General features: G+C 65.4%; 23 protein-coding genes. 9 read left to right on the top strand and 14 right to left on the bottom strand.

The features are described from left to right. Positions 1-47: 47 nt before the first annotated feature. Entirely contained in the window at positions 48-1,079 is a 1,032-nt protein-coding gene (locus tag HZF03_RS15800) for a lytic transglycosylase domain-containing protein (RefSeq protein WP_119019205.1), read from the top strand. A 16-nt stretch (positions 1,080-1,095) separates the two neighbouring features. Here HZF03_RS15800 and HZF03_RS15795 read toward each other — a convergent pair whose 3' ends face one another. Beyond that, positions 1,096-1,455 carry a PilZ domain-containing protein gene (locus tag HZF03_RS15795; RefSeq protein ID WP_119019206.1) on the bottom strand — a complete coding sequence of 120 codons (360 nt, stop codon included), beginning with the start codon at positions 1,453-1,455 and terminating at the stop codon, positions 1,096-1,098. 152 nt (positions 1,456-1,607) lie between these two features. Here HZF03_RS15795 and HZF03_RS15790 point away from each other — a divergent pair, with 152 nt between their 5' ends. The 3 genes from HZF03_RS15790 to tsaA are packed head-to-tail and all read left to right on the top strand — an operon-like array spanning position 1,608 to position 3,202. Further along, positions 1,608-2,351: an AzlC family ABC transporter permease gene (locus HZF03_RS15790; protein WP_119019207.1), complete on the top strand. Its 744-nt coding sequence runs from the start codon at positions 1,608-1,610 to the stop codon at positions 2,349-2,351. Further along, positions 2,348-2,692: an AzlD domain-containing protein gene (locus HZF03_RS15785; RefSeq protein WP_011158687.1), complete on the top strand. Its 345-nt coding sequence runs from the start codon at positions 2,348-2,350 to the stop codon at positions 2,690-2,692. The genes HZF03_RS15790 and HZF03_RS15785 overlap by 4 nt, the downstream gene beginning before the upstream one ends. A gap of 48 nt (positions 2,693-2,740) precedes the next feature. After that, complete coding sequence (gene tsaA / locus HZF03_RS15780) at positions 2,741-3,202, top strand: tRNA (N6-threonylcarbamoyladenosine(37)-N6)-methyltransferase TrmO (protein ID WP_119019208.1); 462 nt, start codon at positions 2,741-2,743, stop codon at positions 3,200-3,202. 5 nt (positions 3,203-3,207) lie between these two features. On the opposite strand, the gene HZF03_RS15775 is transcribed toward tsaA, so the two are convergent. From HZF03_RS15775 to HZF03_RS15760, 4 genes are all read right to left on the bottom strand, one after another. Then, positions 3,208-3,636, bottom strand: coding sequence for an HIT family protein (locus HZF03_RS15775; RefSeq protein WP_012496568.1), 429 nt, complete (start codon positions 3,634-3,636; stop codon positions 3,208-3,210). A 49-nt stretch (positions 3,637-3,685) separates the two neighbouring features. Then, positions 3,686-4,915 (bottom strand): GNAT family N-acetyltransferase, encoded by a 1,230-nt coding sequence (locus HZF03_RS15770; RefSeq protein ID WP_119019209.1) that lies wholly within the window; start codon positions 4,913-4,915, stop codon positions 3,686-3,688. 92 nt (positions 4,916-5,007) lie between these two features. Continuing rightward, positions 5,008-5,754 carry a glycerophosphodiester phosphodiesterase gene (locus tag HZF03_RS15765; protein ID WP_119019210.1) on the bottom strand — a complete coding sequence of 249 codons (747 nt, stop codon included), beginning with the start codon at positions 5,752-5,754 and terminating at the stop codon, positions 5,008-5,010. 18 nt (positions 5,755-5,772) lie between these two features. Next, positions 5,773-6,240, bottom strand: a complete 468-nt coding sequence (locus tag HZF03_RS15760) for a RidA family protein (protein WP_042441160.1) — start codon at positions 6,238-6,240, stop codon at positions 5,773-5,775. A 270-nt stretch (positions 6,241-6,510) separates the two neighbouring features. Between HZF03_RS15760 and HZF03_RS15755 the strand changes: the two genes are divergently transcribed. Further along, a complete protein-coding gene (locus HZF03_RS15755) occupies positions 6,511-7,377 on the top strand; it encodes a cell envelope integrity EipB family protein (protein ID WP_011158681.1) in 867 nt (288 codons plus the stop codon). A 124-nt stretch (positions 7,378-7,501) separates the two neighbouring features. On the opposite strand, the gene HZF03_RS15750 is transcribed toward HZF03_RS15755, so the two are convergent. Together HZF03_RS15750 and HZF03_RS15745 are read right to left on the bottom strand one after the other, a co-directional pair. Next, a complete protein-coding gene (locus tag HZF03_RS15750) occupies positions 7,502-8,797 on the bottom strand; it encodes a DNA polymerase IV (protein WP_119019211.1) in 1,296 nt (431 codons plus the stop codon). Beyond that, positions 8,794-9,093, bottom strand: coding sequence for a DUF3572 domain-containing protein (locus tag HZF03_RS15745; protein ID WP_119019212.1), 300 nt, complete (start codon positions 9,091-9,093; stop codon positions 8,794-8,796). The genes HZF03_RS15750 and HZF03_RS15745 overlap by 4 nt, the downstream gene beginning before the upstream one ends. 125 nt (positions 9,094-9,218) lie before the next feature. Between HZF03_RS15745 and HZF03_RS15740 the strand changes: the two genes are divergently transcribed. Then, a complete protein-coding gene (locus tag HZF03_RS15740; protein ID WP_011158678.1) occupies positions 9,219-9,584 on the top strand; it encodes a response regulator in 366 nt (121 codons plus the stop codon). 10 nt (positions 9,585-9,594) lie between these two features. Then, positions 9,595-10,968, top strand: coding sequence for a PleD family two-component system response regulator (locus tag HZF03_RS15735; RefSeq protein ID WP_119019213.1), 1,374 nt, complete (start codon positions 9,595-9,597; stop codon positions 10,966-10,968). Positions 10,969-11,205: 237 nt separating this feature from the next. Here HZF03_RS15735 and rpmG read toward each other — a convergent pair whose 3' ends face one another. After that, positions 11,206-11,373 (bottom strand): 50S ribosomal protein L33, encoded by a 168-nt coding sequence (rpmG, locus tag HZF03_RS15730; protein ID WP_011158674.1) that lies wholly within the window; start codon positions 11,371-11,373, stop codon positions 11,206-11,208. A 297-nt stretch (positions 11,374-11,670) separates the two neighbouring features. Between rpmG and HZF03_RS15725 the strand changes: the two genes are divergently transcribed. Further along, positions 11,671-12,918, top strand: a complete 1,248-nt coding sequence (locus HZF03_RS15725) for an MFS transporter (RefSeq protein ID WP_119018172.1) — start codon at positions 11,671-11,673, stop codon at positions 12,916-12,918. A 34-nt stretch (positions 12,919-12,952) separates the two neighbouring features. Here HZF03_RS15725 and HZF03_RS15720 read toward each other — a convergent pair whose 3' ends face one another. The 4 genes from HZF03_RS15720 to topA all read right to left on the bottom strand — a co-directional run bounded on the left by HZF03_RS15720 (position 12,953) and on the right by topA (position 19,289). Next, complete coding sequence (locus tag HZF03_RS15720) at positions 12,953-13,708, bottom strand: NUDIX hydrolase (protein ID WP_119018173.1); 756 nt, start codon at positions 13,706-13,708, stop codon at positions 12,953-12,955. A gap of 69 nt (positions 13,709-13,777) precedes the next feature. Further along, entirely contained in the window at positions 13,778-14,206 is a 429-nt protein-coding gene (locus tag HZF03_RS15715) for a DUF983 domain-containing protein (protein WP_119018174.1), read from the bottom strand. Next, positions 14,206-16,551, bottom strand: coding sequence for a ribonuclease R (gene rnr, locus HZF03_RS15710; protein ID WP_119018175.1), 2,346 nt, complete (start codon positions 16,549-16,551; stop codon positions 14,206-14,208). The genes HZF03_RS15715 and rnr overlap by 1 nt, the downstream gene beginning before the upstream one ends. Before the next feature lie 2 nt (positions 16,552-16,553). Beyond that, entirely contained in the window at positions 16,554-19,289 is a 2,736-nt protein-coding gene (topA, locus tag HZF03_RS15705) for a type I DNA topoisomerase (RefSeq protein ID WP_119018176.1), read from the bottom strand. A gap of 183 nt (positions 19,290-19,472) precedes the next feature. Between topA and HZF03_RS15700 the strand changes: the two genes are divergently transcribed. Then, positions 19,473-19,751 carry a hypothetical protein gene (locus tag HZF03_RS15700; protein ID WP_234906861.1) on the top strand — a complete coding sequence of 93 codons (279 nt, stop codon included), beginning with the start codon at positions 19,473-19,475 and terminating at the stop codon, positions 19,749-19,751. A 252-nt stretch (positions 19,752-20,003) separates the two neighbouring features. Here HZF03_RS15700 and HZF03_RS15695 read toward each other — a convergent pair whose 3' ends face one another. Then, positions 20,004-21,143, bottom strand: a complete 1,140-nt coding sequence (locus HZF03_RS15695) for an alginate O-acetyltransferase AlgX-related protein (RefSeq protein WP_234832216.1) — start codon at positions 21,141-21,143, stop codon at positions 20,004-20,006. A gap of 55 nt (positions 21,144-21,198) precedes the next feature. Beyond that, positions 21,199-22,611, bottom strand: coding sequence for an MBOAT family O-acyltransferase (locus HZF03_RS15690; RefSeq protein ID WP_119018179.1), 1,413 nt, complete (start codon positions 22,609-22,611; stop codon positions 21,199-21,201). Between the last annotated feature and the right edge of the window lie 56 nt (positions 22,612-22,667).

Below are 22,667 nucleotides of genomic sequence, written 5' to 3'. Positions count from 1 at the left end.
GTTGCCTGGGTGAGTCAAGGAATGCGGCCGTTGAAGGGAAACCGCGCATGATCCGGGCACCTTGGCTTGCGTCCGCAGCGGCCGCGCTCGTCTTGCTCGCGTGCGCCGCGGCGCATGCCGAGGAAACGCCACAACCAAGGACGGACGCTGTTGCGCCGCCGGCCGCCGCCGAACCCAGCAAGCCTGCGCCTGCCGCGGACCAAGCCAAGCCTGCAGCTGAGCCCAATCAAGCCACACCAGGCGATAAGCCGTCTGATGCCACCGACAAGGGTGGTGACCCCGGCACGCGCGAGTCGATCTGCCTGATGATCGAATCCGCCGCCAAAGCGCACGATTTGCCGCTGGAGTTTTTCGCCAGGGTGATCTGGCAGGAGAGCCGGTTTCAGCCGGATGCCGTCGGGCCGGTGACGCGCAGCGGTAAGCGCGCGCAAGGCATCGCGCAATTCATGCCGGGCACCGCCAGCGAGCGCCGGCTGCTCGATCCGTTCGATCCGGTGCAGGCGCTGCCGAAGTCGGCCGAATTCCTCAAGGAGCTGCGCGATCAGTTCGGCAATCTCGGGCTGGCGGCCGCCGCCTACAATGCCGGGCCGCGCCGGGTGCAGGAATGGCTCGCCGGCACCGGCGGCATGCCGCTGCAGACGCGGGACTACGTGTTTGCGATCACCGGCAGTTCAGTCGACGACTGGGCGAAAGCGGGCCGTGCCGCGAAGCTGCCGGAGGCCAAGGGCGACACCGATTGCCGCACCTTGATGGCGCTGTTGAAGCGGGCGCCGAACCCGTTCGTTGCCGAGCTCGAACAACGCGTGAAGCTCGGCGCCGATCGGCCGTGGGGCGTGCAGCTCGCCGCCGGCTTCAATCGCAACCGGGCGCTGGCGAGCTACGCGCGGGCGATCTCACGGTTGAGTGCGGTGATCGGCGAGCGCGACCCGACGCTGCTGAGCGGCGTGTTCCGCAGTCGCGGCACCCGGCCGTTCTATCAGGTGCGGATTGGCGCCGAGACGCGCGGCGAAGCGGACGATCTGTGCAAGCAGATCCGCCGGGCTGGGCAGGCGTGTCTGGTGCTGCGCAATCGAGGCTGACGGCGCGAAGCTCGGGTTAGAATTGGGAGCGCAGCTCGCTCAGCTGCGTGCGGAGCTGCTGATTGACGCGTTCGGTCGCGCGCAGCCGCAGCGCGATGTCGAGTGGCAGCGAATCCACGTGGCGCCGCGGCGTATCCAGGACAAGGCCGGCCATGTTCTCGAGGCGCCAGACGATCCGGCCGAAATACGAGATGCCCTGACGGGGGATCATCAACTCGACTGTGTCCGGCACCGCCGCAGGATTGTCGACCTCGACCTGCGCGCCATTCACCGAGAAGTTGCGCACGATGCAGTCGAACGTGGATGCGCGCGCCTGAAACACCAGGCGACCACCATAGTAAACGCGCTGACGCAACGTGCTCCGTCGATCGAACATCCCCGCCTCCTGCCGCGATGGTTGTGTTTTGCTATCACAGGTGGTGTTTATTCCCGAATTCGACTGAAGATAAACCAATCGTTAAGGTAAACGTCGCGCCTTGACCGCAGCGCCCGCGGTAGGGCGTATGGGGCGTAACTCGCAGAGACCGCATGCCCGTTTCCTCCTCGATTTCGCCGCAGTGGCACAGCCCCGGCCGTGCCTTTCTTCGTGGCTTGGCTGCCGCCGGCGGCAGCGTGCTGACGCTGGTGCTGTTCGCGACCTTCATCGGTATCGGCGCATTGGCCCACGACAGCCATTTCAGCCTCGGCTGGGTGCTGCTGAGCACGGTGCTGGTGTGGGCCGGCCCGGCGCAGATCATCCTGATCTCCTCGCTCGGCTCCGGCGCGACGCCGGTGCAGGCGGCGATCGCCGTCACCGTGTCGGCAATCCGACTGTTTCCGATGGTGGTGTCGGTGCTGCCGATGCTGAGGACGCCGACGACGAAGCTGCGGCACCTCGTGCTGCCGGCGCATTTCGTCGCCGTGACGATGTGGGTGGAGTGCTTCCGGCTGCTGCCGCAGGTGCCGCGCGAGCGGCGCATCGCCTTCGCCAACGGGCTCGGCACCGGACTGATCGCGGTGTGCCTCGTCGCGAACGTGATCGGCTTTCTGCTCGCGGCAAACCTGCCGCAGTCGTTCGGCGCCGCGATCCTGCTGCTGACGCCGCTGGCGTTTCTGCTGTCGACCGCGCGCAACTGCCGCGAACTCGCCGACGTCGTCGCGTTGGTGCTGGGGCTCGCGCTGTTTCCGCTGGTCGCGCTGCTGCATACCGGCGTCGACGTGCTGATCAGCGGCGTCTCGGCCGGGACGATCGCTTACGGCGTGCACTGGATGCGGCGGCGGAGGCGGGCATGAGCGATTTCATCGGCAATTGGCAGGCGCTGATGGTGCTGGTGCTCGCCGGCGTGTTGCCGAACGAAGTCTGGCGGATGCTCGGGCTGTGGCTCGGCGGCGGCATCGACGAAGGCTCGGAGCTTTTGATTTGGGTCCGCGCGGTCGCGACTGCGATCCTCGCCGGCGTGATTGCCCAGATCCTGTTCCTGCCGCCGGGCGCGTTGGCAAGCGTGTCGCCGCTGCTGCGCTACGGATCGGTGGCGGCGGGCTTTGCGGTGTTTCTTGCCGCGCGCCGCTCGATCTTCGCCGGTGTGGTCGCGGGCGAGGCGGTGCTGCTGATCGGCCAACTTTGGTGGCGATGAAACCGGCTTGGTTTCGCGCTACACCGGGCTGTCAGCAGAAGGCGAACGATGATGGACCGAGGTGAGATCCGCGAAGGTGAGGTCGTAGTCGAGGCGCCGCCGCCGACCGATGCCGGTCTGGTGTTCATCGGCCGTATCCGCACGCCCTGGACCTCGCGCGGCGAGACGCCGCGGCAGGGTAGTCCCGATGGTCCGGTATGCCGGCTCGAGATTTTCGAGCCGTGGACGCAAGCGCTGCAGGGGCTCGACAAGTTCGCCCATGCGCAGGTGGTGTATTGGCTGCATCTGTCGCGGCGTGATCTGGTGATCCAGCGTGGCCACGGTATCGACGGACCGCGCGGTACCTTCGCACTCCGCTCGCCGCTGCGACCGAACCCGATCGGGATTTCGTCGGTGGCGGTAGTCGGGATCGAGGGCGCGACCGTGTTGGTGCGCGGCCTCGATTGCCTCGACGGCACGCCGCTGATCGACTTGAAACCGGACCGCTGCGTGCATTCGATGGTGAAGTAGCCGTCTCAGCTCTGCGCCAGCGCCGCCTTCAGTTGCGCGGCATGTTGTTCGAGCACCGCGGGCTCTTCCTTGCGCGATGCTGGTGGCAGCAGCGGCACGCCTTCATGGCGCGGCATCACGTGCATGTGCAGATGATAGACGACCTGGCCGGCGGCCGGTTCGCTGAACTGTTGCACCACGATGCCGTCGGCTTTGAACGCCTTCATCGCCGCGTGCGCGATCTTGTGCGCGCCGCGCGCCACATGGGCGAAATCCTCGGGCGTGATGTCGAGAATGTTGCGCGCAGGTGCTTTCGGGATCACCAGCGTGTGGCCGGTCGAACGCGGCATGATGTCGAGGAAGGCGAAGACGTGATCGTCTTCATAGATTTTGTGACACGGGATTTCGCCGCGCAGGATCTTGGCGAAAATATTCTCGGGATCGTAAGCGGTCATGGTTGCTCCGGGCTTGGCGGCGCGATTGTCCTCACCGTGCATAGGCGGGTCAAGCCGGATCGGCGATGTTACCTTTTTTAAAAGGACCGGCCTCGGTCAGTTCGCGGCCCATCTCGTCAACATACATTCGTTCGCGCTTCAGATAATCGGCGATCGCACGGCGCAGTGCCGGGTCTGCGATGAAGTGCGCCGAGTAGGTGGTCTGCGGCAGATAGCCACGTGCGATCTTGTGCTCGCCCTGTGCGCCTGCTTCGACCACCTTGAGGCCGCGCGTGATCGCAAAGTCGATGGCCTGATAGTAGCACACCTCGAAGTGCAGAAACGGGTGATGCTCGATCGCGCCCCAGTGACGGCCGAACAGAGTGTCGCCGCCGATGAAGTTGATTGCGCCGGCAATCCAGCGGCCGTTGCGCTTCGCCATCACCAGCAGCACGTCCTCGCTCATGCTCTGGCCGATCAGGGAATAGAACTCCCTGGTCAGATAGGGACGGCCCCATTTGCGCGAGCCTGTCTCGATGTAAAACTCAAAGAACGCATCCCAGGCATCTTCGGTAATGTCGGCGCCGGTGAGGTGGTGGATGGTGATGCCGTTTGCCACCGCGTCGCGCCGCTCGCGCTTGATCCCCTTGCGATGACGCGAGTTCATCGTCGCCAGGAAGTCGTCGAAGCTGGAATAGCCGGCATTGTGCCAGTGAAACTGCTGATCGGTGCGTTGCAGGAAGCCGCGCTCGGCGAGAAATCGCCATTCGCTCTCGCGCGCGAAGGTGACGTGCACCGACGACGCCTTGCTGAGATCGCACAGCGCCATCAGCCCGTTCGTCAGCGCGCCGCCGATGCGCACCGGATCCGCGCTATCGCGGATCAGCAGGCGCGGCCCGGTCGCAGGCGTGAACGGCACCGAGACTTGCAGCTTCGGATAGTAGTTGCCGCCGGCGCGCTCGTAGGCATCGGCCCAGCCGCGGTCGAACACGTATTCGCCCTGCGAATGCGACTTCAGATAGCAAGGCACGATGCCGACGATCGCGCCTTCGTGCTTCGCGATCAGATGCCGCGGTCCCCAGCCGGTACGGGGACTCGCCGATCCCGACTGTTCGAGCGCGGTGAAGAACGCGTGGCTGAGAAACGGATTGTAGGCGGCTGTCGCGGTGGTGCAGGCGCCGCCGGCTCCGTCCGGATGAGGGACGATGGTCCCGGAGCGCGCACAGGCATCCCAGTCGGCGGCGGCAATTGCATCCACCGAGGACAACGCTTCCAGCGTGATGTCGGAGGATGCCGTCAAGCCGTCGAACCGGTGGAAAGAGCGCTGGTGACTGTCATTCCGCAGAGATTGGGCGTTTGCCGTGCTCCGTTCAAGACCGGTTGCGGTCACGATTACGGAACAAAGCCCTCGAAGATCATTTGGTCGGCATAGCGGGCGGCGCGCGCGCGCTGTTCGGGAGTGCGCACCGTCCAGCTCAGCAGCGCGCAGCCAAACAGGTTGCGCGCGATCCACGGCGCCGGGGCAGGGAGGTCGTCGATCCGGTAGGCGACGAAATGCGGCTGAGTCCTGAGGCCGTGCTTCAGCGCCACCATCGGGTCGCGTTGCGCCTCGTTGAGCTTGGCCCAATAGGCGTCGTCATAGCTTCGCTCGGCGGTGATGCCGCGCGTCAGCTTCGGCGCGAGCTGGCGTAGCGCCAGCACTTGGTCGGGATCGAACGACATCGCCGCGACCGGCCCCTTGTAGCTGTCGAGCACCTGGAGCAGCCGGCGGGCGAGTTTGCGGTCGCCGTCGAAGTGGCTCTTCAGTTCGATCACCAGCGCGGCGCGGCCGGCGACGAGATCGAACAGCTCGCCGACCGACATCATCCGCTCCGGCGTGTCCTTGAACGGCACCTGGCGGAGCTGCGCGGCCGTCATCCCGAGCAGGGGGCCGTCGCCGTCGGTCAGTCGGCCGAGATTATCGTCATGGTGGACCATCGCTTCACCGTCAGCGGTGAGCTGGATGTCCACTTCGATGCTGAAATTGCCGGCGATCGCTGCGTTGATCGCGCCGGGCATGTTCTCGACGATGCCACGAGCGCGGTCGTGCAGGCCGCGATGCGCGACCGGTCGGGCTGTCAGCCAGTCGGGCGCGCGCATCGCTTTGGCTCCCGCGTGTTACGCGACTTCGAACAGGCCTTCGACCTCGACCGCGGCATTGGCCGGCAGCGAGGCGACGCCCACCGTCGTACGGGCGTGGCGGCCCTTGTCACCGAACACGGCGACCATCAGGTCGGATGCGCCGTTCATCACCTTCGGCCCGTCGACGAAGTCCGGCGTCGAGTTGATGAAGCCGCCCAGCCGCACCACACGCACCACCTTGTCGAGATCGCCCAGCGCGGCCTTGAGCTGCGCCAGCAGGTTGATCGCGCAGGCGCGGGCGGCGGCGTTGCCCTGTTCGATCGAGACGTCGGCGCCGAGCTTGCCCTGGGCGACCAGCTTGCCTGCGCCATCGAAGCAGACCTGCCCGGATACCACCAGCAGATTGCCGGTGCGGACGAAGCCGACATAGTTGGCGACCGGGCTCGCCGGCTCGTGCAACACGATGCCCTGCGCGGTCAGTTTCTGCTCGATCACCCCGGTCATGCCGATCCCCATTGCTCGTCGCGTCGTCCCGGCAGTCCGTGCGGCCGGGCGGTCTTGTTTGGCCGATTGCGCCGGCTGTTGCAAGCAAGCCGCTGCAACTTGCGGCTGGCCATTCCCGCGTGCCGAGAGCCGGCCGCCGGTTCCGTTCAAACTGCGTTTGAACCAAATTGCTCCGTGATTTCACCGCAATCCGATGGTCCAGGAAGTTGCGGCCGTTGCGGCGACTCCGGCCACCACCTATTCTCATTGGATCGCTATCAGGGAGACGACATGCCCGTGTCACGACAGACGACGCGACCGAGCCGGGGGCTTCTGGCAATCGTGGCGGTGTTCGCCATGTCGACCGGATCGGCGGCCATCGCCGGCCCCGCGATCAACTTCCTGCCGCACCAGGCGCTATACGACCTCAGCCTGGTGAAGACGCGCAACAACGCTTCGATCAGCACGGTGCGCGGACGTATCCTGTACAATTTCTCGGGCAATGCCTGCGAGGGCTACACCTCGGATTTCCGTCAGGTGTCCGAGATCCAGAGCGGCGAGGGCAAGAACACGCTCAGCGACCTGCGTTCGTCGAGCTGGGAGGACGCCGCCGGCAAGAGCTATCGGTTCAAGATCGGCACCCGGATGGACGACTCCAAGGAGAGCGACGTCGACGGCATGGCCGAGCGCACCGGCGATCATATCACGGTGAAGCTGAAGCAGCCGGTGCAGAAGACGTTCGAACTCGACGGCGCAACGGTGTTCCCGACCGAGCAGATCGAACGCATCATCGAAGCCGCACGCGCCGGCAAGTCGCTGCTGAACCTGTCGGTGTATGACGGCTCGGACAATGGTGAGAAGGTGTACAACACGCTGACGGTGATCGGGCAGCCGATCAAAGGCAGCGGTGCGGTGGTGTCGCCCGATCCGTCCACCAATGACGATGCGATGAAGTCGCTGACGCGCTGGCCGGTGACGGTGAGCTATTACGATCGCGACGCCAAGTCCGCCACCGGTGAGCAGACGCCAGTCTATGCGATGTCGTTCGAACTCTACGAGAACGGTGTCTCGCGCTCACTGGTGCTCGACTACAACGACTTTGTTCTTTCCGGTGCGATGGGCAAGCTCGAGGTCAAGTCCGACAAGCCGTGTAAGTAACAAGGCCCTCGCACTCCGTCATTGCGAGGAGCAACGCGGCGAAGCAATCGAGCGTTGAGCAGCGCTTGGAGCTGCTGGATTGCTTCGCTTCGCTCGCAATGACGATCCCTCGGATCGATCGCTGTCATCCCTGCGGCTTCTGCGCCCGATCGAACGCGATGCCGCGGATCACGGCGGCGTCGCCGAACTTCTTGCGCAGATCGTCGATTGCGCGTTCGGCGTGGGCTGAGCGGCGGTCGAGCATATCGTCTTCGGTCGGGCCGGTTTGCTCGGTGAGAGCGCTGACGCCGGTGCCGATCAGCCGGAATGCCGTGCCATCGACTTCCTTGCTGAGCATCTCACGCGACACCGAGAAGATCCGGTTCGCCATCTGGGTCGGCGCATGGATGGTCTGCGCCCGGGTCCGCTGGCGGAAGTCGGCGGTCTTCAGTTTCAAGGTGATGGTCGAGCCGGAGAGGGCGGCGCTTTTCAGCCGCGACGACACCTTCTCCGACAGCCGCCACAAGATCTTTTCCAGCGTCGCGAGGTCGCGAATGTCGTTCTCGAAGGTGGTCTCGTTGGAGATCGATTTGGCGCCGCGATCGGGCACTACCTTGCGGTCGTCAATGCCGCGCGCTAGTCGCCACAGCCGCCGTCCTTCGTCGCCGAACTGCCGCATCATCTCGATCTCGTCGGCGCGCTGCAGGTCGGCGATGGTGCGGAAGCCGCGGCTTGCCAGCCGCGATGCCGTCGCCGGACCGACGCCGAAGATGAAGCCGACCGGCCGAGGCGCCAGCATCTCGCGGGCTTCGTCCTGATCGAGTGCGGCGAAGCCGCGCGGTTTGTCGAGATCGGATGCGATCTTGGCCAGGAACTTGTTGCACGACAGTCCGACCGACGCGGTGACGCCGATGTCGCGCTCGACCTCACGGACGAATTTTGCCAGCACCTTGGCCGGGATCATGCCGTGCATCCGCTCGGTGCCGGCCAGATCGAGGAATGCTTCGTCGATCGACAGCGGCTCGACCAGCGGCGTCAGCGCGCGCATCGCCTGCCGCACCTCGCGCCCGACCCGGACGTACTTCGCCATGTCTGGCCGCACCACGGTCGCCGACGGGCACAGCGCCAGCGCCTTGAACATCGGCATTGCCGAGCGCACCCCGAACGTGCGGGCGATGTAGCAGGCCGCCGACACCACGCCGCGCTTGCCGCCGCCGACGATCACCGGCTTGTCGGCGAGGGCCGGATTGTCGCGCTTCTCGACCGTCGCATAGAACGCGTCACAGTCGATATGGGCGAGCGACAGAGTCCCGAGCGACCGGTGCCGCAGCAGGCGCGGCGAGCCGCAGGCCGCGCAGCGCCGCGCCTCGGCACGCTGGTCGGCGAGGCAGTCCCGGCAGAAGCCGGGGGGCGTCCGTTGGCCCGGGTCGTCGCCGCTCACGGCGTGTCATGCTCCCATCGCTTGTCTTCCAGGACCTGAAGCGCTGCTGCGACGTTGGTGGGGTGGAGCTGAACCGAGTCGGCGAAGGCTTTTGCGGTGGCGTCGTCGCGCAGCACGAAGTTCAGCACGCTGATCAGGAACTGCGGATCGGCAGCCGAACTGCGCAGCGTCTCGGGTCCAATGCCGGTCTCGGCCAGGAAAAGGCCGAGCCGCTCGGGATCGCCGGCGATGAAGGACAACGCTTGAATCGCCACGATTTCAGCCGCTTGGCGGGGATCTTGAAGCCGCTTTCGCATCGGTTGTGTTTGCCTTTCCGTAACTTCTCATCTCTATTTTATTCAATCATGCCCGAGTCTTGCGGCTTGTCGAACGATCGCGGGCCGCCGGCCCGGGCATTTTAGTGCGAGTAGTGGAGGGCGGGATGGCGAAAACCGTCCTGATCGTCGAAGACAACGAGCTCAATATGAAGCTCTTTCGCGACTTGCTGGAGGCCCATGGCTACCAGACGGCGGGAACGAGCAACGGATATGAGGCGCTCGACCTGGTTCGCAAGCTGCGCCCCGATCTGATCCTGATGGACATCCAGTTGCCCCAGGTGTCCGGGCTCGAAGTCACCCGCTGGATCAAGGACGATGCCGAACTCCGTCACATTCCAGTGGTAGCCGTCACCGCATTCGCGATGAAGGGCGACGAGGAGCGAATCCGCGAAGGCGGTTGCGAAGCCTATTTGTCCAAGCCGATCTCGGTCGGCAAGTTCATCGAGACTGTCCGGCGGTTCATCGGGTAGGAGTGGCGACGTGTCAGCGCGTATCTTGGTGGTCGACGACATCCCGGCGAACGTCAAGCTGCTCGAAGACCGGTTGTCGGCCGAGTATTTCGACGTCATCACCGCGTCGAACGGCATTCAGGCGCTGGAGATCTGCCAGCGCGCCGAATGCGACATCGTGCTGCTCGACGTGATGATGCCGGACATGGACGGCTTTGAAGTCTGTCGCCGGCTGAAGTCGAATCCCAAGACGCATTTCATCCCGGTGGTGATGGTGACGGCGCTCGACAGCCCGGCTGATCGCGTGCGCGGCCTTGAAGCCGGTGCCGACGATTTCCTCACCAAGCCGGTGTCCGACGTCGTGCTGATCGCGCGGGTGCGGTCGCTGACGCGGCTGAAGATGATGACCGACGAACTGCGGATGCGGGCGATCACCTCGCTCGAAATCGGCATGCAGGCGCCGGAGCGTGAAGCCGTCGCCGATCAGGGCAAGGGCGGCCGCATTCTGCTGGTCGACGACCGGCCGTCGTCCTACGAGCGGCTGGCGCCGCTGCTCAGCGCCGAACACGACGTCGATGTCGAGACCAATCCTTCCGAAGCGTTGTTCCACGCCGCTGACGGCAATTACGATCTGCTGATCGTGTCGCTCGGGCTGGAGAATTTCGACGGCCTGCGGCTGTGTAGCCAGGCGCGCTCGCTGGAGCGCACCCGGCATGTGCCGATCCTCGCGATCGCCGAGGCCGAGAACAACGCGCGGCTGCTGCGCGGGCTCGAGATCGGTGTGAACGACTATCTGCTGCGGCCGGTCGACAAGAACGAATTGATGGCGCGGGCGCGGACTCAGATCCGGCGTCGCCGCTACACCGATCATCTGCGCGACAACGTGCAGCATTCGATCGAGATGGCGATCACCGACGGCCTCACCGGGCTGCATAACCGGCGCTACATGGAGAGTCATCTGGCGACGCTGGCCGAGCAGGCCTGCGCCCGCGGCAAGCCGCTGGCACTGATGATCCTCGACATCGACTTCTTCAAGTCGATCAACGACAGCTACGGCCACGATGCCGGCGATGACGTGCTGCGCGAGTTTGCGCTGCGGATCAAGAAGTCGATCCGCGGCATCGATCTCGCCTGCCGCTACGGCGGCGAGGAGTTCGTGATCGTGATGCCGGAAACCGATCTGCACGTCGCCCAGATGGTGGCGGAGCGGCTCCGCCGCGCCATCGCCGGTGAGCCGTTCGCAATCGAAAAGGGCACGCGCCGGATCGAAGTCACGATCTCGATCGGGCTGTCGACGCTGGAGCGCAAGGGCGAGCCGATTCCGGACCTGCTGAAACGCGCCGACACCGCGCTGTACCGCGCCAAACACGATGGCCGGAATCGGGTGGTCGCGGCGGCCGCGTAAGAGCCCCGCAGTATCTGCGGGACGTTCCGTCTATCCACTGCTGTTCATCCACGCGAATGCGGGGATCTGGGATGCCGTAGCTTTGCAGTTTATCTCGGAGGTTCTGGGATATGGCATCGCCCGCCTGCGCGGGCGATGACGTCTGTGGGCGGAGCGAGGGCTGCCGATCATTGCCCAAAATAGAAACGGGGCCCGAAGGCCCCGCGGAAGGAATGCTGTCAGTCAGCCGAAAGCGGCTTACTTGATCTTGGCTTCCTTGAATTCGACGTGCTTGCGCGCGACCGGGTCGTACTTCTTCTTGACCATCTTGTCGGTCATGGTGCGCGAGTTCTTCTTCGTCACGTAATAGAAACCGGTGTCGGCCGTCGACACGAGCTTGATCTTGATGGTGACCGCCTTGGCCATGATCTCAAACCTCGAATTTGGGAATAAACAGGCGAGGTCGAACGTCAGGACCCGCGTTTGGCCGGCAAACTAGCCGCCAATGCCCGAAAGTCAAGGTTCTCGGCGCCAATCGCCGGGCCGAGAAGGCGAAATAGCTGCGAAGCCCGAAAAATCGCACTGAATGCCGCCAAAATCCCGGCAAATCCGACAAGACAGCGTTCCACGCATCGCAGATCTTCCGGGAGCTGGCCTCGATTTCGGGCCGCTGCGACCCATGTTCGGAAGCCCGACCCCGATTCTGTCACGAAAGGCCCCCAGATGAGCGTCAGCGAGCCGGCCCTGCGCGTCGCGGAAGAATCTCGATCCGAACCGCCGCCGAAGCCCGGCCCGGGTGGCGCCTCGGTGCCGGGGCCCGCAATGGGCGCCGGGCTGACGCTGGCGATGGCGGCGGCCGCGGGCATTAGCGTTGCCAATATCTACTACAACCAGCCGATGCTGGGGGTGATCGAGCGTGACCTCGGCAATCCGGCGCTGACCGGGATGATCCCGACGGCGACTCAGCTCGGCTACGCGGTCGGTCTATTCCTGCTGGTGCCACTCGGCGACCTGACCGACCGGCGGCGGCTGATTGCCGGCCAGTTCGTGCTGCTGGCGGTCGCGGCCGCGCTGGTGGCGCTGGCGCCGTCGGCCTGGCTGATCATTGCCGCGTCGCTGGCGCTCGGCGCCTGCGCGACCGTGGCGCAGCAGGTGGTGCCGTTCGCGGCCGCGCTGGCGGCACCGGAGCGGCGCGGCAAGACCATCGGCCTGGTGATGGCCGGGCTGTTGTGCGGCATCCTGCTCAGCCGGACGGTGGCCGGCTTTGTTGCCGGCCATCTCGGCTGGCGCGAGATGTTCTGGCTGGCGGTGCCGGCGGCGCTCGCGGCCGCCGCGCTGATGGCGTGGCTGCTGCCGCGCCATCACGGTCACCTCGATATCAGCTATGGTGCCGCGCTGAAGTCGCTGGCGTCGCTGTGGCGCCAGCAGCCGGATCTCCGGCGGGGGACTGCTGTGCAGGCGGCGCTGTTCGCCTCGTTCAGCGTGTTCTGGACGGTGCTGGCGCTGCATCTGCAGGAGCCGAAGTTCGGGCTTGGGGCCGAGGCGGCGGGCCTGTTCGGCCTGGTCGGCGTGGTTGGGGTGTTGGCGGCGCCGATCTCCGGCCGGATCGCTGACCGAAGTGGGCCGGGACCAGTGATCGCGATCGGCGCGGCGCTGGTGTTGGCGTCGTGGGTGTTGTTCGGTCTGTGGGGCAGCGTCGTTGGACTGCTGATCGGCGTCGTGGTGCTGGATTTCGGTCTGCAGAGCGCGCTGATCTCCAACCAGCACATCGTCTACGCGTTGGTGCCGGAAGCGCGAAACCGCCTCAACACCGTGTTCATGACCGGGATGTTCATCGGCGGATCGGTCGGTTCTGCCGGCGCGGCCTTCGCCTGGGCGCACGGCGGCTGGACGGTGGTCAGCCTCTATGGCGGCGCGCTGGCGGCAATCGCCTTGCTACTCGAACTGACGGCGCGTTGGTCCCGCCGTTAGTTCGAGCTTGCTCGTGCAAACGCAGGCCGGGCGCTCAGCCGCCCGGCAGCATGTCCTTCTGCATCTTGCCGCCATAGAAATGGAAGAGCGGCACCGGCGCGTCGTGGCGCAGCGGCCCGGTAGCGAGCCGGCGGTCGAGTTCGCCGAGCACATTCTTCGTCATCGGATGCAGATCGGCGAGCGGCTTGGAGCCGAGCTCGACCCATACCAGTTCGACCAGTTCGGCATCGGCGTGCACCACGCCCTCGACGCGGTGCGCGATCGCCGAGGCATCTGCGGTGAAGAAGCGCGTGTCGAACCGCTTGATGCGGCCGGGCGGGGTGATCGCGCGCGCGATCAGGAACAGGCCGGACGGATCGGGCAGCAGGCCGGCTTCAACGAACGGCTGCCACGGACCGTCCAGCTTCGCCTTGGCGTCGGTCTTGCAGCCGAGGCACAGCCCGGTTTCTTCGCAGGCCTCGCGGATCGCAGCGATCGCCAGCGCGCGGGCGCGGGACGGCGTGGTCTTCGGGCTGCCCTTGAGCAGATTGGCTTCGAGCTCCGGCGGGATCGGGGCCGCGACCGGGACGCGGACGTCGCTCTTGTCGACGCGGCCGCCGGGAAACACGAACTTGCCGGGCATGAACACGACGTTGTCGTGGCGCTTGCCGACCAGCACCTTCGGCGTCGCGCCGCTGCGATCGACGAGGATCAGAGTCGCTGCGTCTTTCGGACGGAAATAGGGGTGGTGGCTGGGTTCCTGGTGATCCTGCTCGACCTTCGGCTCGGTCTGTGTCGCGGATTCGGTCATGTCGCTCCCGTTGTCGTTTCTTGTTGGTGTTGTTGTTTGTTGTTGTGACGCCGCGGGGAAATCGCGCCGTCAGTGGTCCGGGTTGGTCTCGTCGAAGCCGTGCATCCGGAATGCCCATTGCAATCCGACGACGGCGCCTTTGACCGGCTGCAGCAATAGCAGCGAAGCCAGCAGGGTGAAAGGCAGGTAGATCGCGAGCTGCAATTCCACCGGCGGCGCGTAATGCGTCTCGATCGACAGCGCGATCGGCACCACGATATGGCCGACGATGACGATCACGAGATAAGCGGGGAGGTCGTCGGCGCGATGGCCGGTGAAGTCCTGGCCGCACTGGTCGCAGCGGTCGGCGGTCTTGAGGAACGCGCGAAATATCCGGCCTTCGCCGCAGTTCGGGCAGCGGCCGCGGAAGCCACGCCACATCGCCTGCCAGACGTTGCGCTGCTGCGACGGGGCGGATTGCGGAGGCCAGACGATCGGCTCGCGTGACAGCGTGGTCATCAGCGTTTTCCTCTCCCGGATTTGGTTTTTTGTTTCGGCTTCGCCGCTTTCCGCGCCTTCGCCCGTCCGGGCTTGGCGCGCGCCGACTTGCCGCTCTCGGTTTTCAGCTTGGTCTTGCTCGTCCCCTTGGTCTTGCGTGCAGTCTTGCGGTGCGTGAATTCAACGTTGGCGTTGCCGATCAGTTCGAACCGAAGCGCGCCGGCGACGGGTGCAGCTTCCACCAGCTTGACGTCGACGACATCCCCCAGCCGGTGCATGGCCCCGCTGCGCGAGCCGATGAGCGCGTGGCGGGTTTCGTCGTAGTTGTAATATTCGTCGCCCAGCGAACGGATCGGGATCAGTCCATCGGCGCCGGTGTCGCTCAGCTTGACGAACAGGCCGGCCTTGGTGACGCCCGAGACGCGGCCCTGGAACGTAGCGCCGATCCGGTCGGCAAGATGATGCGCGATCAGCCGGTCGACGGTCTCGCGCTCGGCCTTCATCGCGCGCCGCTCGGTGAGCGAGATCTGGGCAGCCACTTCCGCCAGCGTCTCGGTGGTCTCGCTCGACGGCAGCGCGCCGTCGCCGAGATCGAGCGCGCGGATCAGTGCGCGGTGGACCACGAGGTCGGCGTAGCGGCGGATCGGCGAGGTGAAATGCGCGTAGCGCCGCAGATTGAGGCCGAAATGGCCGTAGTTCTCGGAGCTGTATTCGGCTTGCGCCTGCGAGCGCAACACCACCTCGTTCACCAGCGGCTCGGAGTCTTCGCCTTTGACCATCGCCAGGATGCGGTTGAACTGCGCCGGCCGCAGCGCGCCGCCTTTGGCGAACGACAGATCGAGCGTCTTCAGGAAGTCGACGAGGTTGTGGACCTTCTCGACGCTAGGCTCGTCGTGCACCCGGTAGATCAGCGGCAGCGCCTTCTTCTCCAGCATCTCGGCGGCGGCGACGTTGGCGAGGATCATGAACTCCTCGATCAGCCGGTGCGCATCGAGCCGTTCCGGGACGATCACACGGTCGACGGTGCCGTCCGGCTTCAGAATGATCTTGCGCTCGGGTAGATCGAGGTCGAGCGGATCGCGCTCGTCGCGGCCGCGCTTGACCACCGCATAGGCGCCGTACAGCGGCTTCAGGATGGTCTCGAGCAGCGGGCCGGTGACGTCGTCGGGCTTGCCGTCGATCGCGGCCTGGGCCTGCGCGTAGCTCAGCTTCGCGGCCGAACGCATCAGCACGCGGTGGAATGAATGCGAGCGCTTGCGCCCTTGCGCGTCGATCACCATGCGGACGGCGAGGGCGCCGCGGGGCTGACCTGGTTTCAGCGAACACAGATCGTTGGAGATCCGTTCCGGCAGCATCGGCACGACGCGGTCGGGGAAGTACACTGAATTGCCGCGGCGCAGCGCGTCGCGATCGAGCGCCGAGCCGGGGCGCACGTAGTAGGCGACGTCGGCGATCGCGACGTGCAGGATCGCGCCGCCTTTGTTGTTCGGATCAGGATCAGGCGCGGCATGGACGGCGTCGTCGTGGTCCTTGGCGTCCGGCGGATCGATCGTCACCAGCGGTAGCTCGCGCCAGTCTTCACGGCCGGATAGCGTTGCCGGCTGTGCGGCTTCGGACTCGCTGATTGCGGCCGAGGAGAAATCCTGCGGAATGTCGTGGGTGTGGATCGCGATCAGGCTGATCGCCTTTTCGCTGGCGAGCGAGCCGAGCCGTTCCTTCACCCGGCCGGAGGCGAGGCCGAAGCTGCGGGTTCTGATCAGATCGACGCTGACAAGGTCACCGTCCTGGGCCCCTCCGGCATCATGCGCCGCGATGTTGAGTTCACGCCCGGCCTGCTTCTTGTCGACTGGCACCATCCGGCCGCCGCCCTGCGGCAGCGCGCGGAAGATACCAAGGATACGCGCCTTGCCGCGTTCGAGCACACGGATGACCCGGCCGACATAAGCGGGGCCGGCCTCGCGTGAGTCTGCGGCTTCGACATGCAGCAGCGCGCGATCACCGACGCCGGCTGCGGTGCCGGGCTTGATCCGGCGTGGCGTATGAATGAGGATCTTAGGGGCGTCGCCGTCCTGCTCGTCCCACTCGGACGGAGTGGCGATCAGCTCGCCGTCGGCATCGCGCGAGACGATGTCCGCCAGCAGGGTCGGCGGCAGCGTGGCCGGCTCCGACACTTTGCGGCGGCCGCTCTTGCGAATACTGCCGCCGTCGGCGAGTTCGCGCAGCATCCGCTTCAGTTCGGCGCGATCGGCATTCTTCAGGCCGTATTCGCGCGCGATCTCCCGGGTCCCGACTTTGCCGGGGTGGGCGCGGATGAAGGCGAGCAGAGTGGCCTTGTCCGGAAACTTCGCGTCGCGCGGCTTGCTCACATCTATCCGTTCTTGGCGGCGCTGCTCTTGGCCGCGTCTTTAGGCTTGGCGGCCTTTTTCGCCGCGGTCTTTGCCGCCACCGGTGCGCGCGCCTTGCTGGCGGCGGCACCTTCGGCCTTCGGCTTGGCCTTCTTGGCGGCGGCCTTCTTCACCGGCTTGGCCTCACCGTCGGCGGAAGCCTTCTTGGCAGCAGCCTTCTTGGCCGGTGCCTTCTTGGCCTTGCCGCCGCCCTTGGCGGCGCGCTCGTCCAGCAGCGCGATCGCTTCGGGCAGGGTGATGGTGTCTTCGGTCTTGTCGTTCGGAATCGTAGCGTTGACGCCGCCGGCGGTGACGTAAGCGCCGTAGCGGCCCTTCTTGACCGCGACCGCACCGAGGCTCGGATGATCGCCGAGCGCCTTGCCCGGATCGGAGCCGAACCGGCCCTTGCTCGGGCCCTTCGCAACCTTCTCGGCGATCAGTGTCACCGCGCGATTGAGACCAATCGTGTGCACGTCGTCGCCGGCTTCGAGGCTGGCGTAGGTCTTTTCGTGCTGCACATAGGGGCCGAATCGGCCGATGCCGGCCTTGATCGGCTGCCCGGTCTCCGGGTGCTTGCCGACTTCGCGCGGCAACGCCAGTAGCCTCAGCGCCATTTCGAGATCGACGTCGGACGGCGAGGTGCCCTTCGGAATCCCGGCCCGCTTCGGCTTCTCGCCCTCGGCGTAGTCCTTGGCCTCGCCGAGCTGAATGTAGGGGCCGAACCGGCCGGACTTCACTGCGACTTCGAGACCGCTGTCGGGATCGGTGCCGAGCACGCGGTCGGCGTCGCCGGCGCTGTCGGAGGCGAGCGGCCGGGTGTAGCGGCATTCCGGATAGTTCGAGCAGCCGACGAAGGCGCCGAACTTGCCGGCTTTCAGGTTGAGCTTGCCGGTGCCGCAGCTCGGGCACTGCCGCGGATCGCCGCCGTCCTCGCGCGCCGGATAGATGTGCGGGCCGAGCATCTCGTCGAGCACGTCGAGCACCTGTGCGACGCGCAGGTCCTTGATCTCGTCGACCGCGCCGATGAAGTCGCGCCAGAAGTCGCTCAGCACCTGTTTCCAGGACACTTCATTATTGGAGATGCGGTCGAGGTCTTCTTCGAGCCCGGCGGTGAAGTCGTATTCGACGTAGCGGGTGAAGAAGCTCTCCAGGAACGCGACCACGACCCGGCCCTTGTCCTCGCCGTGCAGCCGCTTCTTTTCCAGCCGGACGTAGCCGCGATCCTTCAGCACCTGCAGGATCGAGGCGTAGGTCGAGGGCCGGCCGATGCCGAGCTCTTCCATCCGCTTCACCAGCGAGGCTTCGGAGAACCGCGGCGGCGGCTCGGTGAAATGCTGCGTGACCGCGAGAGCCTCGCGCTTCAGCGCTTCGTTTTCGCTCATGGCGGGGAGGCGGCGGGAGTCTTCGTCCTCGGAATCGTCGTCGCGGCCTTCCTGATAGGCGGCGAGGAAGCCGTCGAATTTCACCACCTGGCCGGTGGCGCGCAGCTCCAGCACCCGCGACCCGGCCTTCGCCTCGATGTCAACGGTGGTGCGCTCGAGCTCGGCGGATTCCATCTGGCTGGCGACGGTGCGGATCCAGATCAGCTCGTACAGCCGGGCCTGGTCGGAATCGAGGTTCCGGCTGACGTCGGAGGGCCTGCGCGACAGGTCGGTCGGGCGGATCGCTTCGTGGGCTTCCTGCGCGTTCTTGGCCTTGGCGGTGTATTGCCGCGGCGACTCCGGCACGTAGGCGTTGCCGAAATCCTCGGCGATCACCTTGCGCGCCTGGGTGATGGCGGACGAGTCGATCTGCACGCCGTCGGTACGCATATATGTAATGAGTCCGACGGTCTCGCCGCCGATGTCGACACCTTCATACAGCCGCTGCGCCACCCGCATGGTGTGCGCCGGCGCGAAGCCGAGCTTACGGCTGGCCTCCTGCTGCAGCGTCGAGGTGGTGAAGGGGGCGTAGGGGTAGCGGCGGGCCGGCTTGGCTTCGACGGTGGCGACGCGGAAGTTCGCCGCTTCGATGGCCTTCTTGAAGTCTTCCGCCTCGGCACCGGTGCCGATGTCGAGGCGCTGGATCTTCTTGCCGTCGGCGCCGACCAGGCGGGCCTCGAAGGTCTCGCCGCGTGGTGTCGCCATGGTGGCGACCAGCGACCAGTACTCGCGGGGGACGAATTTCTCGATTTCCGTCTCGCGGTCGCACACCAGCCGCAGCGCCACCGACTGCACCCGGCCGGCGGAGCGGGCGCCGGGCAGCTTGCGCCACAGCACCGGGGAGAGGGTGAACCCGACCAGGTAGTCGAGAGCGCGGCGCGCCATATAGGCGTCGACCAGCGCGCCGTCGATCTGGCGCGGGTGCTTCATCGCGTCGGTGACCGACTGCTTGGTGATGGCGTTGAACACGACGCGCTCGACCTGTTGGTCTTTCAGCGCACGCTTCTGCTTCATCACCTCCAGCACATGCCAGGAGATCGCCTCGCCCTCGCGATCAGGGTCGGTGGCGAGGATCAGTTTGTCGGCACCCTTCAAAGCTTTGGCGATGTCGTTGAGCCGGCTCGCGGCTTTCGGATCGACTTCCCAGATCATCTGGAAGTCGGCGTCCGGGTCGACCGATCCGTTCTTCGCCGGCAAGTCGCGCACGTGCCCGAACGAGGCCAGAACCTCGTAGGACGAGCCGAGATATTTGTTGATCGTCTTGGCCTTCGCGGGCGACTCGACAATGACGAGGTTCATCGCATTCCAAGCATCAGATGAAGAGAAAAAGGCCGGTCTGCGAGACTCGCGCCGGCCAGATTGCCCGGAACATGGGTGGTGATAGGGGCGCTGTCAAATCGCTGCTCGGGCAGGCGGCCACATATTCCGGCTACTCTGGCCTGAAATTCATAAAACATAAACCTAGGGATGCACAACTTATACGTGTATATCGTTATTGATCCATCCAATTTGGAGTGGATCGATTCCGTCGAGGAATGGTGCCCGATGCCGCCGCCGTCCGACAGCCAGAGACCTCCCCGTTACGTTCGCCCCGGAGACGGTGGACCCGTCGAAGCAGCCCAATACCTGTCGGAAGCGACCGGCCAACTGATTAAAGTCGCCCAAGCCCACCGGCTCGATATGCTCTGTTACCTGCTCGATATGGCGCGGATGGAGGCCCGGGAGATCGTGCGCCGCCGGCGCAATTCCAGCGCCGAATGAACAGGTCTACCGATCCTATTCATTACGCGGGATTTTTCGGTCTTGTTTGATGTCTTAGATGAGCTGGCGCCGGGGCTTCCAGCGGCTCCGATTGCCGACGCTGTCACGAGGCGGTTGCAGTTTACGTCTAATTAACCGAACCAGTTCACGATTCGAACTGTCGGGGCGGGCCGGATGTACGTCCGCTCCTGGACAATGGCTCGAAGCTCACCGCTTCGGGCCGTTGGCTTTTTTGGAGCCGGGCGCCCCAACTCAGCGCTGCATCAGGATTTCGTGCAGCGCGCGGACGTGGGCGGATTTGCCCAGGAACGACTCGTTCTCTTCCAGGATGAGAATTTGGGTGTCGCGCAACCGGGCGAGCTGGGCCGGACCGAGGTCGCGGTCGAGCGTTCGGAACGGGGTACCGCCCTCCCGCTCAAGCTTCAGATAGAAATAGGAGTCGAGCCGGGCCATGCAGGCGTCGCGGATCAGGACCTCGGCGGTCATCCGAATGAACGACCCGCCGACGATGGCGGCGTTCGCATCGCGGCCGGGGAATGTGCTGCAGTTGGTCTCCGAGTGGTACTGCACGTGGGGCGTGCGGATCGGGGGCGGATCGAGCAGCTGGTTCTGGAAGCCGATCAGGTCGATGTCCCGTTCGGTAGCCTGGTCGTCGATCGTCATCGAATAGTTCAGAGGCGCTGCGACGGTGCGGCCGGCGACCTGGTTCAGCCGGTTCAGTATCGCAACGCTGGCGATCGCGAGCCCGAGATCATTCCAATGCGCGCCATCGCGGGGAAACAGCGGCATGGCCTGGACATGCCGCTGCGCATAGACCAGCGCGGCGGCGTCGAAGGCCTCGATGCCCGCCTGACGGAGCAGCTCGACGTACCTCGGCCGCAGTTCGTTGCGGGCCGCCTCGGTGCTGGGGCAGGGGCGGGTGCCTGTGAAGGCTTCCGGCATGTAACCGAGCTTCGACGGGGTGACGACGAACAGGAACACGCCGCCACGCGAGCGGTAGAAATCCTGAATGTCCTTCAGGAGCGGGATCCTGTCGCGGGCGCGTTCATCGGCCATGCCGACGGTCCGCTGGCAGTAGTCGTCGAGGTAGAAGGTCTCGAGCAGCTGCCGATCCTTGCCGCGCACCAGTCCCTGCGCGGTCAATTCGTCGAACAGAGAGGCGCGGAGTTGGTTGTAGCTCCGGATCAACCACGGCCGCAGCGGATTGGCCTCGGCCACCCGGAGCGCCAGCGCCTTCTGCAATGTGCCGTCGCCGACCGCCTTCCACGACCAGTCGAGCGGGTCTTTGGCGGTGACGCCACCAAGCCTCTTGCCGATGATCGCAAGCAGGCGCGGGTTCATCGGTGCGGCGATCAGATTCCACGCCGTCACGACCGGCAGCGCCAACAGCACGGTGAAGATCAGCGCCCAGACGGTTCGTGCGATGTGCTTGTTGATCGCCATCGCTTTAGAACCGGAAATAGATGAATGGCTTGAACGGCACGGCGAGCGCCCGTGCGATCCCCACCACCGCCAGCACGATGATCGCGGCCTGCGCCAGCCAGCGCACGGACCACAGCGAATAATACGCGACCTGCAGATGGCGATAGCCGGGCAGGCCCGGTGTGAATGATACGATCAGCCCGGCTGCCGCCGCCCACGGCACCTCCGGCGCCAGGGTGATCGGCGCCGTCTGATGATAGGCGCCGGCGAGCGCGGCGAAGAACGGGCCGAGATGTGACAGCGAGGGGGACCGGAAGATCGACCAGCCGATCATCACGAGCAGGAAGGTTGTCAGTGTCGCCAGCACCGGGCCGATCCGCTGCATCGCACGGCTCAGGAAGATGCGGTCGAGAGTCAGAAACAGCCCGTTCCAGGCACCCCAGAGGACGAAGTTCCAGCTCGCGCCGTGCCAAAGCCCGGACAGCAGAAAGCAGATCCACAGATTGACGTAGGTCCGCAGCGCGCCGTGGCGGTTACCGCCGAGCGGCACGTAGAGATAGTCGCGGATCCACGTGGTCAGCGAGATATGCCAGCGCCGCCAGAATTCAGTGATCGATTGGGCGATATAGGGAGCTTTAAAGTTCTCGCGCAGCGACAGGCCGAACATCCGCGACAGCCCGATCGCCATGTCGGAATAGCCGGCGAAATCGAAGAAGATCTGCAGCGTGAAGGCGAGCAGGCCGAGCCATGCGATCGGAGCCGACAGCGTCGTCGGATCGGCACCGAAGATCTGATCGGCGCAGCCGCCCATCGGTTCAGCGATCAGCTGTTTCTTGGCCAGCCCCATGCAGAACCGCACCAGCCCGTCGCGTGCGTCGCGCCAGCGCGGCGATGGCGGCGCGGCGATCTGCGCGGCCATCTCGTGATATTTCAGGATCGGCCCGGCGAGCAGTTTGGGGAAGTACAGGACGAACAGGCAGTAGTCGGCGAAACGTCGCGCCGGCGGTGACACGCCGCGATAGGTGTCGACCAGATAGGTGATCTTTTCGAACACCACGAAAGACACGCCGATCGGCAGCGCGATACCGAGCAGCTGAATGCGCCAGCCAAAAGCCGGTTGCAGCACAGCGTCGAAATTGGCGATCAGAAAGTCGGTGTATTTGTAGAACACCAGGACGGCGAGATTGCCGGCGACGCCGATTGTCAGCAGCAGCCGGCGTTCGCGCTCCGAGCTGGAGTGATGCAGCCGCGCGGTCAATGCGTAGTCGATCAGCGCCGACACCAGCAGCACCGGGACGAACAGCGGCTCGCCCCAGCTATAGAACAGCAGGCTTGCGACCAGCAGCACCCATTTGCGCGCGATCTTGTTGGTGACCGCCAGATACAGCGCATAGACCGCCGGAAAGACTGTCAGAAAAAGCGGTTCGTAGAACAGCATTGGCAGGTGATTCCGGGCGGGGCGAAGCTCCGCCAGATGCCAAACCGCCTGCCGCA

Source organism: Rhodopseudomonas palustris, from assembly GCF_013415845.1.
GTDB classification, from domain to species: Bacteria; Pseudomonadota; Alphaproteobacteria; order Rhizobiales; family Xanthobacteraceae; genus Rhodopseudomonas; species Rhodopseudomonas palustris_F.
The sequence above is the reverse complement of the archived record's forward strand: the minus strand, read 5'-3'. Positions and strand labels throughout refer to the sequence as shown.